Source organism: Bacillus sp. SDLI1, from assembly GCF_001553895.1.
Lineage (GTDB): Bacteria > Bacillota > Bacilli > Bacillales > Bacillaceae > Bacillus > Bacillus siamensis.
Genome location: NZ_CP013950.1, coordinates 1,595,401 through 1,611,278, shown reverse-complemented (window position 1 = coordinate 1,611,278; position 15,878 = coordinate 1,595,401). Strand labels below are relative to the sequence as shown.

At 39.8% G+C, this 15,878-nt stretch carries 14 protein-coding genes and 1 pseudogene; 10 read left to right on the top strand and 5 right to left on the bottom strand.

Annotation, left to right across the window (positions count from 1 at the left end; genetic code table 11):
• Positions 1-133: 133 nt before the first annotated feature.
• Positions 134-1,174, bottom strand: a complete 1,041-nt coding sequence (locus tag AUL54_RS07495) for a 2,3-butanediol dehydrogenase (protein WP_060963420.1) — start codon at positions 1,172-1,174, stop codon at positions 134-136.
• A gap of 360 nt (positions 1,175-1,534) precedes the next feature.
• Between AUL54_RS07495 and AUL54_RS07490 the strand changes: the two genes are divergently transcribed.
• Together AUL54_RS07490 and AUL54_RS07485 are read left to right on the top strand one after the other, a co-directional pair.
• Positions 1,535-1,903, top strand: a complete 369-nt coding sequence (locus AUL54_RS07490; protein WP_016937044.1) for a cell wall metabolism protein WalM — start codon at positions 1,535-1,537, stop codon at positions 1,901-1,903.
• Between the two features lie 65 nt (positions 1,904-1,968).
• Positions 1,969-3,012: a TolB family protein gene (locus AUL54_RS07485; protein WP_060963419.1), complete on the top strand. Its 1,044-nt coding sequence runs from the start codon at positions 1,969-1,971 to the stop codon at positions 3,010-3,012.
• A gap of 33 nt (positions 3,013-3,045) precedes the next feature.
• Here AUL54_RS07485 and AUL54_RS21490 read toward each other — a convergent pair whose 3' ends face one another.
• The 4 genes from AUL54_RS21490 to gabP form a co-directional block, all read right to left on the bottom strand.
• Positions 3,046-3,204, bottom strand: a complete 159-nt coding sequence (locus AUL54_RS21490; RefSeq protein WP_047476356.1) for a hypothetical protein — start codon at positions 3,202-3,204, stop codon at positions 3,046-3,048.
• 98 nt (positions 3,205-3,302) lie between these two features.
• Entirely contained in the window at positions 3,303-3,518 is a 216-nt protein-coding gene (locus tag AUL54_RS07480) for a cold-shock protein (protein ID WP_029575254.1), read from the bottom strand.
• A gap of 205 nt (positions 3,519-3,723) precedes the next feature.
• Entirely contained in the window at positions 3,724-5,262 is a 1,539-nt protein-coding gene (cotA, locus tag AUL54_RS07475; protein ID WP_060963418.1) for an outer spore coat copper-dependent laccase CotA, read from the bottom strand.
• A 108-nt stretch (positions 5,263-5,370) separates the two neighbouring features.
• Complete coding sequence (gabP, locus tag AUL54_RS07470; protein ID WP_060963417.1) at positions 5,371-6,756, bottom strand: GABA permease; 1,386 nt, start codon at positions 6,754-6,756, stop codon at positions 5,371-5,373.
• Between the two features lie 255 nt (positions 6,757-7,011).
• On the opposite strand from gabP, the pseudogene AUL54_RS21485 reads away from it, so the two are divergent.
• The 8 genes and pseudogenes from AUL54_RS21485 to AUL54_RS07435 all read left to right on the top strand — a co-directional run.
• A pseudogene (locus AUL54_RS21485) lies at positions 7,012-7,280 on the top strand (transporter); the annotation flags it as partial.
• 281 nt (positions 7,281-7,561) lie between these two features.
• Positions 7,562-8,605 carry an amino acid--tRNA ligase-related protein gene (locus AUL54_RS07465; RefSeq protein WP_060963416.1) on the top strand — a complete coding sequence of 348 codons (1,044 nt, stop codon included), beginning with the start codon at positions 7,562-7,564 and terminating at the stop codon, positions 8,603-8,605.
• Positions 8,606-8,691: 86 nt separating this feature from the next.
• Complete coding sequence (locus AUL54_RS07460) at positions 8,692-9,954, top strand: ATP-grasp domain-containing protein (protein WP_060963415.1); 1,263 nt, start codon at positions 8,692-8,694, stop codon at positions 9,952-9,954.
• Positions 9,941-11,188 (top strand): MFS transporter, encoded by a 1,248-nt coding sequence (locus AUL54_RS07455; RefSeq protein WP_060963414.1) that lies wholly within the window; start codon positions 9,941-9,943, stop codon positions 11,186-11,188. The genes AUL54_RS07460 and AUL54_RS07455 overlap by 14 nt, the downstream gene beginning before the upstream one ends.
• A 25-nt stretch (positions 11,189-11,213) precedes the next feature.
• Positions 11,214-12,458 (top strand): ATP-grasp domain-containing protein, encoded by a 1,245-nt coding sequence (locus tag AUL54_RS07450; protein ID WP_060963413.1) that lies wholly within the window; start codon positions 11,214-11,216, stop codon positions 12,456-12,458.
• Between the two features lie 63 nt (positions 12,459-12,521).
• Positions 12,522-13,547, top strand: a complete 1,026-nt coding sequence (locus tag AUL54_RS07445) for a TauD/TfdA family dioxygenase (RefSeq protein WP_060963412.1) — start codon at positions 12,522-12,524, stop codon at positions 13,545-13,547.
• 132 nt (positions 13,548-13,679) lie between these two features.
• Positions 13,680-14,399, top strand: coding sequence for an aspartate/glutamate racemase family protein (locus tag AUL54_RS07440; protein WP_060963411.1), 720 nt, complete (start codon positions 13,680-13,682; stop codon positions 14,397-14,399).
• Positions 14,392-15,876 (top strand): ABC transporter substrate-binding protein, encoded by a 1,485-nt coding sequence (locus AUL54_RS07435; RefSeq protein ID WP_060963410.1) that lies wholly within the window; start codon positions 14,392-14,394, stop codon positions 15,874-15,876. The genes AUL54_RS07440 and AUL54_RS07435 overlap by 8 nt, the downstream gene beginning before the upstream one ends.
• The last annotated feature ends 2 nt before the right edge of the window (positions 15,877-15,878 follow it).

Here is a 15,878-nt window from a genome sequence, read left to right as displayed (position 1 = left end):
GACGGGACAGGGTGAAAAATAGTTTGCGCAGAGCGGATCATTTTTAAAAGGAAAAGGAAGGGAAGAGGAAGAGACGAAAAAAAAGAGCCTGAACGGCTCTTTTTCGAATGTGTATGGTGTTTTGCCAAACGGCTTAGTTCGGTTTGACTAAGATTTTCACTTGGTTTTTCTCTTTGATTAAAGCGCCGAAGCCTTCTTCAATCAAATCGTCGAGCACGATTTTTTTCGTGACGAGCTTATCTGCTGAGAAGTAGCCTTCTTTCATCAGTGCGAGAACGGAAGGGAAGATATCACGGTATCCGATAATGCCTTTTACGGTCCGTTCTTTGATGACGATATCGTTCGGATGGATTTCCGCTCCTTTTTCCCAGATGCTGACGATAACCGTTTCACCGGAAATGTTTGTTGACTGGATCGCCTGGCGGAGAACGACAGGAACGCCTGTCACTTCATAAGAAACGTCAACGCCGCCGTTTGTGCGTTTAGCGATTTCTTCAACGACATCGTCCGTTTTTGACGGATCAATGATGATAGCGCCGAGTTCTTTCGCTTTTTCCTGACGTTCCGGTGAAAGTTCGACCGCGTAAATATCCGTTGCGCCGGCCGCTTTCAGGGCTTCAATCACAAGCAGTCCGATCGGTCCGCAGCCAAAAACGGCTGCCGTGTCGCCCGCTTTTAATTTGCTTTGGCGGACGGCGTAAAGCGCTACCGCTGACGGCTCAACAAGCGCGCCCTGTTCGTAAGAAAGCTCTTCAGGAAGCTTAAACAGCAATTCTTCGTCAACGGACACATATTCAGAAAATCCGCCGCCGCCTCCGGCTAAGCCTAAGAATCCCATTTGTTCATCAAGGTTATAGGCTCCCTGATGTCCGTGTGTGGCAAAAATCGGTTCCACGACGACACGGTCGCCGACGCTGTAATTTTTGACGCCTTCTCCTACTTCCACGACTTCTCCTGAGAATTCGTGACCCATCGTGACGGGCGCCATTTCGTTTGTTAACGGATGAGGTTTGCCGACCGGAATAAAGATCGGGCCTCCCAGATATTCATGAAGGTCGCTTCCGCAAATCCCGCACCATTTGACTTTAATTTTGACTTTTCCCGGTTCTGCTTTAGGTTCATCAATGTTTTCGATTCGAATGTCTTTTTGATTGTGCCATCTTGCCGCTTTCATTGATTATCACTCCTAGTCTGATAGAAACGAGTATAGGTACATGATCAATATGAACCACGGTTAAAAGGAAGAAATGCTTCCTGAAGCCTGATTTCACAAACTATATCATATTACGCAACTATCAATAGGCCTTATAAAAAGTCCATATTGAATGCAGAAATACTCTATGAATATTATAACGCTAATGTATTAAATTTTGTAGTATAATTTACCATGGAATTATATAGAACAGAAGTTTGTGTCATCAATTGAGTGCGTGTCTCCGTCACGTTGTAATGAACATGTAAAGTGATTGAAATATTATAAACGTCTTCTTGGTGTATAATTTTGCCTAGAATAAAGAATCAGGAGGATGAAAGCTTGAAGAAGTTATTCTTAGCCTTATTGATTTTAGCAGGAAGCACGCTGGGAGCGATCAGTTTCTCTTCTGATGCAAGTGCTAAAAAAGTGAACGGAAATATTACATGGTATAATGGAGTCGGTAAAAAAGGATCGTCCGGTAAAAAACTGGGACACTGGGATTGCGCGACAAAATTAGGATTTGACGTTCCGAGAAACGGAACGAAAATCAGAGCTTATGCGAAATCAAAACCGAAAAAGGTTATCACAGTATACAAAAATGATGTAGGCCGTCTGCCGAATGCCGTATTGGATGTCAGCCCGAAAGCGTTCAAAGCGCTCGGATATCCGTTAAGCAAAGGAAGAGTATCCGGACATTACAGCTATTAAAATAGACCATCTTAAAAAGCAAGGAGACTGATTCTTGCTTTTTCTGATTGACGGAGAGATTGATAATGAAGAAGAAACGATGGATTTGGATCCTCGCAGCCGCTGTTTTGGCGGCGGCGGTCATCGGAGCCGTTCTGCTGGTCAAAGGAAAAAGCGGCAGCGACGGAAAAGCCGTTGTTTCCGGCGGCCATGACAAGCTGCTTGTTTCGCTTACAGACAAAGATCTGATGACGAAATATTACGAAGACAGCCGAATGCTGTACGAGGAAAAGCTTTCGGCATATCCGGCGTTTGCGCTGGATGACGCTCACCAGGCGCTCTATTTTGTCGGTAATAATGATCAAAATGAAATGCGTCTGTATAAGCTTGATCTGAAGACGAAAAAGAAGACGGTGCTTTATAAAGGATCGGCGAGCGCTGACAGTCTGTTTTTATCAAAGGACCTGACGCACATTTATTTCCGTCTCGGTAAAGCGGATGAAGATATTTTCCGTCTCGCATCTTTTGATTTGAAAACGAAGCGTTATCAAAATCTGTATCCGGCGGCGGATGAGAAAGACGACAGTGTGAGCAGTTTCTTTTATAACCGCAGCCAAAACGATTTTGCGCTTCTGCATTATTCCGTTAAAGAGGATTATAAAAAAACGGATGAGGCAAATGAGAAGGGGATTGACCCTGAACCGACGAATATCCGGTTTGCAGCAGGGGCGGGCAAAAACCTTCAGGATCTGACCAATCTTGAACAGTTTATCAGCGACGTCGCGATGTCACCGGACGGAAAGAACCTTGTCTTTACATCTTATACACAAAAAGGGACGGAACAAAAAGCGTCCATCCGTCTGATGAATGTCAAAACGAAAAAAGATGAAACGATTATTACAAACGGGAAGGATTTCTCTCCGCTGATAGATGCCCAGCCGCAGTTTTCTAAAGACGGCAGCATCATTTATTTCATGGCGGAAGCCAAAGGCGCTAAGCGCTTGAAGGATGAAACGGGGCGGAACGCGAAGGTCCGGACCATTTATGCTTATCATTTGGATACGAAAAAATGTGAAAAAGTCTGGGAAAATGACAGCGGCATTATCAACAGCTTTTCCGTTATCCAATAATGAAAAAAACACTCAGCGCCAGCTGGGTGTTTTTTAATAAACAAAGCTGGCTGCGGCTGAGGCGAGCCATTTGAAAAAACGGAGAATCGGAACGGCAAAATGGAGTGTTTCGATGAATGACTGTGCGGCAAGGTTCTTTTTCTTCCGTTTCGCCATTTCCTTCAGGTCTTTTTGCTGCTGATCGTTTTTCATGTTCATTGCTCCTTTTCATCATAAAAGGACATGATAACGCAAAGGCCTCTCATGGGATATGGAGGCCTTCTCTATGTTGAGACTCGTAAAAGGGAGGTCTAACTTGATGCCGTTTGATTGTTGTTTTGGAGATTCACCAACGAACGGACGCCGTCGATCATTTTACTGCCGCAAAGGGGGCAAGTCGGGGTATCACTGCCGGTGCCGGCAAAATTCTTTCTGCTCCAGCCGATACAGTCCTCTTTCGTGCATTCCCACGTACTGACATCTTCTTTAGGCAGCGGTTCCTGATTACGTTTGTTGTAGTAAGACATAAAGTCACTTCTTCCCTTATGAATTTTCGTGCACTCCTTCATTGTCTCATACTTTTCCCTAATCTCCTAATTCCTTTTTCTATCCATATTTCCAATGAGGGTGCATCGTCTTCCTGTTATTACAGTATATGCAAATAAGCAGCTTCTTATTTTTTCTTTTTGGATAAATAAAAAAAGCCCCTTCTGAAAAAGGGGTGATTCTTGTTTACTGCTTATCCGTGATGTCCATCGGTCTCATCATGTCGTAATCTTCATGCTCTAAAATATGACAGTGCCATACGTAGCGTCCGCTGTAAGGAGCGAATGTCGCCGCGATTCTGATGACTTCTCCCGAGTGCGCCTGCACGGTGTCTTTCCAGCCTTTTTCACTTGGAGGAGGCGGGACGGCGGGGCCCGTATACACAATGTCGCCGAATTTGTTATAACGCTCTAAGTCAAAAGGACGCCGGTCAAGGACTTGGAAGGAAACAAGGTGCAGGTGTATCGGATGGGTTCCCCCCATCGGATTGATAATCGACCAGATTTCCGTTGTGCCGAGCTTCGGCGCTTCTGTCACAGGATCATGCCAGCGCTTGTTATTAAGCGTCAAAACCGGCCGGCCGTATTTGTCCTGCGTATTTGTGAGTTTAAGCGTCCTGATATTGTGTATTCGTTTTGAGGTCACATCAGGCATGGCTGAAAGATATTTAGGCTTCCGGCTTGTGTCTTCTCCCTTCAGGGGTTTTGTGACGCGGAACTGCATGACATTGGCGTCGGTATCCGGGTTGACCTCGCCCCCGCAGCCGGTGCCGTTCGTCAGAATGATATGTTCTCCGTCAAAAGCGGAGAAATCAATCAGCACATCATACCGCTCTGCCGGGGCTAAGCTGATGGTCTGTGTTCTGACAGAGCGGGGGAGCAGTCCGCCGTCAGAACCGATTTGGATAAACCGGCCGCCGTTATTGAGCGAGAGAGTAAATGTTCTCATATTTGAGGCGTTAAGAATGCGGAAACGGTATGTCCGCGGTTCAACTTCCATATACGGCCATGCTTTTCCGTTGACGAGAATGGTATTTCCGCAAAGAAACGGGACGATTGAAGGGGTGGGCAGCGTTTCGGAAGGGTTATCCGGCCCGCTCGGATAAGACAAGGAACCGTCGTCATTTAACGTGCGGTCCAAAATCATAAGCGGTACGTCGTACTCTCCGGCGGGAAGCTTCAGCTGCTTTTCTTTTCGCTCACGGATGATATACATCCCGGCAAGTCCGGCGTACACATTGAGCCTCGTGGCCGCCATGGCATGGTCGTGATACCATAATAGCGCCCCGCGCTGTTTGTTTGGATAATGGTATACCTCTTTTTCAAAATAAGGCCCCGTTTCCTTAAAATCCCGTGTGAACCAGGCTTCCGGATAGCCGTCGCTGTCAGGCGGCGTTTCTCCTCCGTGTAAATGGACGACGGTCCTGACATCGGGTTCCTGATGGCCGCTTTCTGAGTGGTGAATGGTATGGTCTACGGGCAGAAAGTGCTTATCTGGCAAGTCATTCATCCATTTAACATAAATGCTTTCACCTTGGTTGACGTCGATCGTCGGGCCCGGAAACAAACCGTTATACCCCCACAGCCGGGTCGGCGGGAGATCGCGGTGCAGCTTGTGAAAGCATTCCTTCATTGTGACTTCGTAATACGTGCTGCCGTCTGATTTCTTCTGCGGCTCCAGTGTTTCGATAATCGGCAGTTCATCTGCAAATTTTTCAAGTGCCATTATTTATCCTGTCCTTATCATTTATTGAATTCCTGTACTATAGATAATGCCGCCTGGAACAAGTTGGTTAAAAAAACACCCGCCCTTTTTTGAGGACGGGTGTTTCGGTTATTGCGCAACCCGGTTTGCGGAAGCGCTCTCTTTCGGTTTTTGTTTTTTGCGGAATACATAGGAGGCGAGCACCAGCAGTGTAATAAATCCTGTCAGCAGAAATTCAGACCGCATTGAACTGATAAACAGCATAGATAACAAGATGGCGCAAATAGCAATGATTGTCAGGTAGGTTAAGTATGGGTAGCACCACATTTTGATTTTAAGAGATTCAGGATTTGTCCGTTCGATTTTCTTTCTCATTCTCAGATGTGAGACGGCGATGACGAGATAGACGAGCAGTGCGATTGCCCCTGATGCATTGACCAGAAATAAGAATACGGAGTCGGGAGAAAAGTAGTTCATGACAACGGCAATATAGGAGAAAAAGGTGCCGGCGATAATGGCTTGGACCGGTACGCCTCTTTTACTCAGTTTCATAAAACGCCGCGGCGCTTCATTTCGCGCCGCCAGTGAATACAGCATCCGTGACGTTGTATAAAGCCCGGAGTTCAGGCAGGACAGAACGGCTGTCAGGACAATGAAATTCATGATCTGAGCGGCTGCGGGAACCCCGATATGTCCCAAAACGGCAACGAAGGGGCTTTCCAAAATATTGGCTGAATCCCACGGAAGCAGCGTGACCACAACCGTAATGGAACCGACGTAAAAAATAATGATCCTCCAGACGACTGAGCGGGTCGCCTTTGTGACGGATTCGACCGGGTTTGACGTTTCTCCCGCTGCGATTGCGACAATTTCAGATCCCATGAAAGAGAAAATGACGACGACGATTCCGAGCAGAACGGAACTTGGGCCATTAGGGAGAAATCCGCCGTTGCCCGTCAGATTTTCCAGCCCGACCGGTTTGCTGCCGGGGACGATTCCGAAAATGAAAGCAAATCCCGCGATTAAGAAGACAACGATCGTCGCTACCTTCACTAAGGAAAGCCAGTATTCAAATTCGCCGAACGATTTAACTGAATAAATATTCGTCAGTGTTAATAGCACGGTCAGAAGCAGACTCGTCAGCCATAACGGAATCCCGGGGAACCAGTACTGTATGATTCCGGCGCCTGCAATGGCTTCAATGGCAATGACGATGACCCAGAAAAACCAATACAGCCATCCAATGGTATAACCGGCCCATGGACCGATGGCGTCATGCGCGTACTGTGAAAACGAACCGCTTGTCGGATTGACGGAGGACATTTCCCCTAGCATCCTCATAATAAAAATCACTAATAGTCCTGCTAATGCGTAGGAGACAATCGCTCCGGGTCCGGTGGAATGAATGACGGATCCGCTTCCGACAAATAATCCGGCGCCGATCACGCCGGCAATTGAAATCATGGTCATATGCCGGGTTTTTAATCCCTTCGATAAAGAATTAGGCTGATTCATTCTTTGCCTCCTTTGGGGTTATTTTATGCTGAATATTCGGACAAATATTATTCTATCATACATGCATGAGACATTTGTTAATGATGTGAGAAAATGTGACTTCTTTTCTCATCCGTACGCAGAAAATGACGAAAGATGTTTCTATAGACCCACTGTGGTTCAGTGATGTGTCTCATTAATAGGAAAATACGAGCAGAGAGGAGTTTTTTGGTAAGGAGAGATAAGATGAACTGAAAAAAGGGAGAATCTGGGACAATGGTCACTATTGCTGCTTATCCTGTTCTATCTGCAAAGATCATCGGTTATGTTTTTCACTCAGAAGCACTTACTGCAGAGGTTTAATAATAACTGACATTATTGTTTCGGTGGCTGTGATAATCGCATCCATTCACGGCCGCTTTCGGGCGGAAACGATCGCATCGCTTATTGAATCTTTTATTGTGATGGTTGTCGGACTGCTAGTGCTGTTGGAATCTATATTTTCTGCTAGACAAGAGATGCCAAAAGCTTGGACGACAGCGGGCATGCAGCCCTGATGTTTGTAGTCTGCCAGACAATATTAGGCAGCTGGTGATAATAAATTTCGAGGCATTCGTCAGTATCAGCACGTTATCGGAATTACAGGAGAGAACAGATAATTTGTACTATTTAATATATTTTCAATTGACAGAATCATTTCGTTATAATAATCTGTTTTCTGTAAATGTATTTAATTACAAATATACAATTTATTCTTATTTTTGTAATTAAATTTAAAGGTTAATTATGTTTATTTACTAATATTCAGAATAGGAAGGTGTAACAAATGAAGGTTGAAATTGAAAATTTAGATACTAGAAAACTCGCTTATAATGAAACTTATGCGTGGACTTCAACTCTTTTAAAGTCGCTGAGAAATTCAATGGATTTATTTAAGTTTGACGAAATTGTTCCGACTCCCTTTTCTAGAAGATATGAGCCAGGTGCCAAGCATTCAGTAATCGTACTAGGGGATAAAACTTTACCTGACATTAAAGAAAATGGGGATGTTGACTCCTCCTTTAACTCAAAAGTTGAGGTGGCGGGTGAACAGTACTACTATATGAGTGTTAGTCATGTTGTAGAAAAACAGATGGCAACGGAATATTTACCTAAGGTTTATTGCCTTGCCCCATGCCTTCGATTATTGATGGAAGGGGAAGAGCTATCTGCAAAACATATTTATTCCTTCTTTCAATTTGAAATTGAATGGAGAACTGAGAGAATGGAAGATGTTTTCGATTTAGGGGAGAAGATTCTCTATGAAGCAGGCAATAAGATTTTATCTCTAATTGATAATAATGATAATTTGACGTTAACTCCTTTAGCAAAACGCAACACAGAGAGCTTGGTAAAAGGCTCATATCCTAGAATAACATTTGAAGAGGCCTTAGAAAGAGTAGGACGATCTAAAGATTCAGAAGGGGATCTTACTTCTGAAGAAGACGCACTTCTTTCTAACCAATTCGACACACCTTTTTGGATTTATAACTATCCAGCAGGAGTTAGAGATTCAATTTATCACGAAAGTCCAAAAGGTGTTTTTCAAACTTACGATTTAATGTTACCTTTTGGCTACGGTGAACTAACTACCGGGGGTATCCGCCCAACTAGCGGAGAGGAGATTATTAACCAATCAAAAACGCTCGGCAATTCTTATCATCCCGAATATGCTCAATGGAAAGATAAATCACAAGTACAAACAGCTGGATTTGGAATTGGACTGGAGAGATTGTTAAAGTTTATCTCTGGCGCAGAAAGTATTTTAGATTTCATTCAATATCATGATGCAGGTCCAAACACGACGATTACACGTCCTAATCAAAAATAATAACTTCTGATAGGGGAGAGGGTAAGGAATTAAATTCTAACCCTTTTCTTTCTTTTGAGTCGTATAGAAGGGAGAATTAGAAAAACGTGAAAACCTTATTTGTTATTGATTCTTCTGTTATTGGGCCAGAGTATATTGTAAAAGCGGCAAAGGAAATGAATCTGAATGTTCTGTTCTTGACAAACTTAAATAGTCAGGAAGGAGATGCACTCTCTCAACTTACATCTTATAAGTTTATTAATTGTAATACTAATTCTTTTGAAGAGCTGTATGAGATTATAAAAACTTTTCCAAAAGAGGACATTGCAGGAGTTATCTCTTTCTTAGATAGTAAATTAGAAATTTGCTCTAAATTATGCAGCGCTTTAGATATAAAGGGAATTGATCCAAAAATTGAATTACTTAAGGATAAGGCGTATGTCAATGACATTATCCCAGAATTTACGCCGCTATCACTTTCTTTCACTACAGGGGCGATTCCTTATTCAGAGATAAAAAAAATGTTATCAGCTTCACAGAATGGATTGATACTAAAACCATCCTTTGCAGCTGGTGCTAAAGGTATAAGTGTATTAGAGGATGAAAATGATATTGAGAATATAGAAAAATTATTTGATAAAACCTTACCTAAGCATCTGCACCCTGACGAATATGTCGTTCAAGAAATAATAGACGGAGAACTTGTAAGCTTAGAGGGATACGTTTTAGAGAGTAAAGTAATTCCAATTGGAGTAACTGGCAGAAGGAAGACGGAAAATGCAGAATCGGTATTCATATTCCCTTATCATTCTATAGCTCAGAAAGAATTGTGCAAGATTGTTCAAACTCTAGTGGAGAGAAGCGGGTATAGCAGAGGATTTTTTCATACTGAATTTATTGTTTCAGAAAATCAAGTTAAATTAATAGATTGTAACTTTGGAAGGCCTGGCGGAGCAAATATTACTGAGATTATAGCTTGTTCATACGGAATTGAACCACATAGTATTTACCGACAATCAATGGAGTTAGTCCTAAATGAAAAAGAGATCATTCCAACGGCCTTTTGGGGAGGAGAATGTAAGGAGAGCTTAGGGATAGCTTACGGAATTCCTAATCAAGATAGAGTACTTGAAATTAAGTATGCGGAAAATATGAAATCTAAGCATACACAGGCCCAAAATTTAGGGGACACCGTTTCCGCTATGGGAAGCAGTAATTGGAGTTGGCTGGGAATGCTTTCTGGACTAAAGGAAGACGTAATTAAAGATGTAGATTCTATAAGAGTAAAAACTCTACATAACGGATGGATAAAACCTGTGTACTATAATATGGAATTAAAGGAGCCTTTAGACTATCTTGAAAAAGTCTAATAGTATCTATACATCTAAATTGATTTTGTTCCTTGGGTGCAGATTTGTATCAACAGTATCCGAACAACTTCTGCTATTTGCTATCCCTTTATTAATTTTTCAATACACCGGAGAAGCGTCCAAATCAGGATTAGCATTCCTTATAGAGTGGCTGCCGGCAGTATTATTACTCCCTTTCATAGGAGTGCTCGTAGATACTTATAAAGAAAAAAAACTTTATATTATTGGCGATAGCCTGCGAGCATTAGTTTCCATATCAGGTTTCTTATTATTAATCTATATGCCAAGCCAAACATTTATTATACTTTCAGTTGCAGCATCCTTGTTCGCTATTTTAAACTCATTAAACTTTGTCACATTAGAAACAACTATCGGGAGGAACTTTGATAATAACGATATTCCCCGCATCCAATCGTTAATCCAAGGATTGGAGCTTAGTTCCCAAGTGATGGGACCAGCTTTGGCAAGTATATTGGTTCTATTTATAAAAGAGATGGATTTTCTTATTATTACTGGTATTGCATTTGCAATGACAGGTTTCGGAGTACTGGGTCTTCCCAATAAGGCTAAAAATCTGGTTGTTAGGGAAACGAAGTCCATTAAACGAGTTCTAGGAACAATTGGGGATGGGTTTAAGTTTATAGCTAAAAATTTCTTTCTTCGGCTGTTGGTACTGGCAACAATGCTTATTAATCTTGTGATGGGGACTGTAATGGCTTTAAATCCAGCTGTAGCCCAAGGGGTTCTTGGTGCAACCTCTAGAGAGTATTCATTATTGGCGATGTTTGGCGGGATCACGGGATCTATAGTGGTTTTGTTAATTCCTGTATTTTTGAAAAAAAGTAAGAGTATTAATAATATAGGCATAGCATCTATTGTGTTGTTAACATTATCTGGCGTCATTTTGGGAATAGCCAATCAATTTTACATTTATGTTATCGGCTACGCCCTTTTGGTTTGTGGAATAGGGATTTTTAATGTATTTCTAAGAACAGAACGAGTTAAGTTAATACCGAAACATCATTTAGGTAAGAGTATGGGAACTATTGTTTTCTTTAATCGTCTAAGCCTGCCCCTTGCTGGATTAATAACTTCTACCTTTACTAAAATTACAGGACCTCAAGAAGTAATATTAGGAGTTTCGATTTTTTGGATTATAGTCAACTCCACAATATTTACTTATTATTTTTATAATAAACGTCATGCTGCCCAGAAAGATGTTTTAGAATTATAATATGAAGATAAAGGGGACAAGTATTATGACTAAACACATATGTATTATTAATCGCTGGTCAGTAGGATGGGATTCTGAAAAACCTGATTATGAAAAGATAATGAATCATAACGAATATAAAGTAAGTTATATTGTTGACGCTGAAGGTAATAAGGGTTTAACTCAAAATATTTTAGAAAATTCTATCATAGAGCTTGTTGAGGATATTAACTCTTTGGATAACATTCGTACAGCATTTGAAACGATTGAAAAAAAAGGTGGAAGTATAGATCGGTTAATAGCTCTGAGTGAATGGGATATATTGAATTCAGGGAAATTAAGAGATGAAAAGGGATTAGAGGGTCTATCTTTTGAACAGGCTCTAAATGCCAGAGATAAGGTAAGGATGAAAGAGATTGTCAGCCAATCTGGCTTAAGAACTCCTGAATTTAGTAAATGTGATAGTGTAGAGGAGTTAGAACAATTTATTAACCAAGCAGGCTTTCCTATTGTCATAAAGCCTAGGAGAATGGCTGCTAGTAAAGGAGTTCATATTCTTCATAATCAAGAGGAGTATGACGAAATATTGCCACACATAGAATTTAAGGACTTGGAATGCGAGGAATATTGTGAGGGAACAGTATTTCACGTTGATGGATTAGTAAAGGATAATCAATTAAAATTTTGTATTCCGTTTCGGTATATCAATCCGCCAATAAAATTCTTTCAACAAAGTCCATTGGGATCGGTTTCTGTAGATAAGAATGAGACTATGTTATATGAGGGGCTCATCGACTTTACCCAAAAGACAGTTAATGCCCTGGGAATAAACAATACTATGTTTCATCTTGAACTAATTGCAGATGAGAAAAGTGACAAGCTCGAACCTATTTTTATGGAAATTGGAGCCCGTATGGGAGGAGCAGATATCCCAAGATGTGTAAGTCTATTGATTGGCAGAGATGCTGTAACTGATCAGTTAAAAGTTGAATTAGGGGAAGAAGTTTCGGATGTGCGGCTGGATGAAGGAGTGTCTTCAGGCTATCTCTTAATTCCTTTTCCAGCAGAACTGCCTTGTTTAATGGAAAAAAACACTTCATTTAAAGGGAAATTGTCAACTTTAGTAGAAGAGTATTTACGGAGTAAAGGAGAAGTACTGGATGGAAGCGGCGGATATTTGAAGATTCCGGCCAGATACATCTTTAAAGGGGAAACAAATCAAGTTTATAAAGATGTCATGAATGCTATAAAAGAACATCAGTATGAATATAAAAGCTTTGTAAAACAGTAATATTACAATAAAAAATAATTTTATAAGATTCATTAACTTGAGTTTTGGAAGGGGAAGATTAAATTGTCAACCTTGCTTACCGAAGAAAAAAGTTCGTCTCTAGGTATGAGTGAAGGTGTAGTTTTAGAAATATCACAGGCTGAAAAAGAACTGATTGAGAACTTAATAAAGGAAATTAATTTCAATCCAAATGTTATTAATAATTCTGCCCTAAATAGATTACAATTTGTTTCGCATAATCTTCCAGACAGAGTAAAGAGTGCTCTAATTAATTTTAAGCGAAATTCTAACAGAGAAGGAACGATTTTATTTAGAAACTTGCCTACAGACGATAGTTTACCTCAGACTCCTGATGATGGCAATCCCTCTTTGGATAAGATCTCCTTTGTTAGTGAATTATGTCTAATGCTATTCATGCTGTATATGGGTGAGCCGATTGGGTATGCTGATGAAAAAAATGGACAGCTCATTCATGATATTTGTCCGATTAAGGGGAAAGAAAGCGGTTTGGAAAACTCTGGATCGAAAGTCTTTTTTACTTATCATACTGAAGACGCTATACATCCATACAGACCTGATCACCTTGCTTTATATTGCTTACGATCAGACCATAAAAACGAAGCACAAACAGAAACTGCTTCTATAGTTAATGCTTTAGAATTACTGCCAAGTTCAGTAGTATTAACATTAAGAGAGCCTCTGTATAAATTAAGCCCGCCTGCTTCATTTAATTCGGATGACTTATCAAAGATCATACCCGTGCTTTCAGGCAGCATTCAAGCACCAGAAATGGTCATTCATTGTTCCTTAATGGAAGGAATAACTGAAGAAGCAAAATGGGCATTGGAATTATTAAAAGAAGCATTAAGTAAGGTTTCTATAAAAGTACCTCTCTGTCCTGGGGACCTTATTATTATCGACAACAGATTAGCAGCGCACGCTCGCTCATCCTTTACCCCACAATACGATGGGAATGATCGTTGGCTTCAAAGAATGTTTACAGTGAATGATCTAGGCCGATCTAGTTTTAGCAGAAGCCCTGGCAGTCATGTATGCATACCTCTAAAATATGAACTCAAATTAAAGTAAATTGTCGTTTTATGCAGTTAGCTTAATATAAAATTCTTAAATCATACACTTAGAATAAATTTTATTGTTTAACTAAGTGTATGGTTTATTTAAATTGTTAACCTCTAAGATATTAACAAGGAGAGAACCAGAATGAATAATAGTGAGGTTTATAAAATTGGAATTCTTGCAGGGATGGGACCAAGATCAACAGGTCCATTTTTAGAATCTGTTCTGGACTGCTGTGAAAATTTATATGGAGCAAAGTTCGATAATGATTTTCCCCATATGATAATATATTCGCTGCCAACACCTTTTCATCCTAAAAAAGCGATTGATGACAGCGAGATGTTAAAGGCATTAAAAGTCGGAATTGACTCACTAAACAATTCTAATTGTTCGATTATAGCAATACCTTGTAACGTGGTTCATTCATATTATAAAGAATTGTGCCAAATGACAAGTATACCCATATTAAATATAATTGATGAAACAGTAAATGAATTAGAAAATGAAGGAAATGAAGTCGGCTTACTTGCTACAAGAGGGACTGTGGAAAGCAATTTATATCAAGAAAAACTAAAGTTAAAAGGTAAAAATGTATTTTGGAACGATGAGTATCAAAAAAGAGTTGATGAATTAATTTTAAAAACTAAAACATTAGGAGTTTGTTCAAAAGTAACGGATGAATGGAAAACGATAGAAGATATTCTTTTAACAGAAGGGATAAATGAAGTAGTTTGTGCTTGTACTGATTTATTTTTTTGTACGAATCATACTAAACTCAAGATATATGATTCTTCTCAGATACTAGCGAGAAGACTAGTAGAAAGATATATAAAAGAGGGCTTGGAGAGTGGGAAGAATGAATAGTACCTTGAAAGTTGGGGTTTCGGCTATTTCTAAAAATATCTCTCCTTTTAATATTTATTCATGTGATTATGAAATATGCAGAGCTCTTTTTCCTCCATTATTTAAGATGTCCAAAGAAGGGCATTTATTGCCTAACATTATTGAACAATGGGAAATTAATGATTGTGATAATGAATACCTCCTTGTACTTAGAAAAGATATTTACTTTCACAATGGCAGAAAGGCTTTAGCTCGAGATATTGAGTTTTCTTTATGCAGAGGAATGATGAAGGGGGCAAGATCTACCTTTTCAGAATTACTATCCGATATAGAAGGTTACGAAGAGGTAAGTCAGACAAATAAATATGTTCCGAATATGTGTTCCGGCATAAAGGTTATTGATGATTACAGACTAAAAATAAAATTGAAACATCTAAATTTGCTTTTTCTAAAATACTTTACTCGAAGTGCCTTAAGTATTGTTCCGCGAGAAGAGTTTTTAGAAAATGATCTCTGGGTGTGGAAAGACAACCCCATAGGAGTTGGAGCTTACTGCTATGAAAGCCTAAGTGAAGACTCTAAGGTTTTGACTTTAAAAAAGAATGAGGATTACTTGGAGGAAAGAATCGATTCTTTTGATAAATTACAGTTTGTGGTATATACAGACGTAAGTCAAGTTGATTTATTAGCCGAAGTGGAAAATCAAACAGAAAACGAGTTTGACATTTTGAAAAGCCCTATAAGCGTCACAATAGCTATAGAATATTTTGTTTTACATGATAAAGATAAGATGTGGAAGGAATTAAGAAGTTTAATTAACTTAGCATTAAACAAAGAAGATATATTATCCAGCATACCGAAAACAGAGAGGTCAATATATTCGCCTGCTCATAGTTTCTTACCTGAAACTATATTAGATGTGCCTAATCATGAGGAAGAATTAATAAATTTTAATTTCCAAGCTGCTAAGGAAAATTATCTTTTAAAATGGGGCTATATTCCTCAATTAAGTATCATTGTTTACAATAATTATAGTGAACACTCTCATTTGCGTAAAATGCAGAACAAGCTATATCATTTATTGAGTGCCAAAGGCTTCGACGTAGTTAAAACAGAACTTTCTTCCTTACATGAAAGCCTTTTAGATACTCAGCAGCATATATTAGTCAGTTCCTCAAGTTTTAACTATAATGATCCGGAAGATTTATCTTTATTTTTCAGCAGTGATAAAGAAATCTATCGTGCGAATACTGGAACTCTTATGAATATTAGAGGTCTCCTCAAAGATGCGAAAAAAGAAATTAATATGAATAAGAGAAATAAAATGTATAGAAAAGTAGAAGAGTTAGTTATAGAAAACAGCTTAGTGTTTCCTATAGCTTTAACCTATGAATCTTATCTATTTCGCAAATCCAAAATGGATGGAAAAAGTTTTTTTGATCAATTTTATCAGCCGGCATATGAATACATAAAACCATTAACATTGGAAACGATGTAATC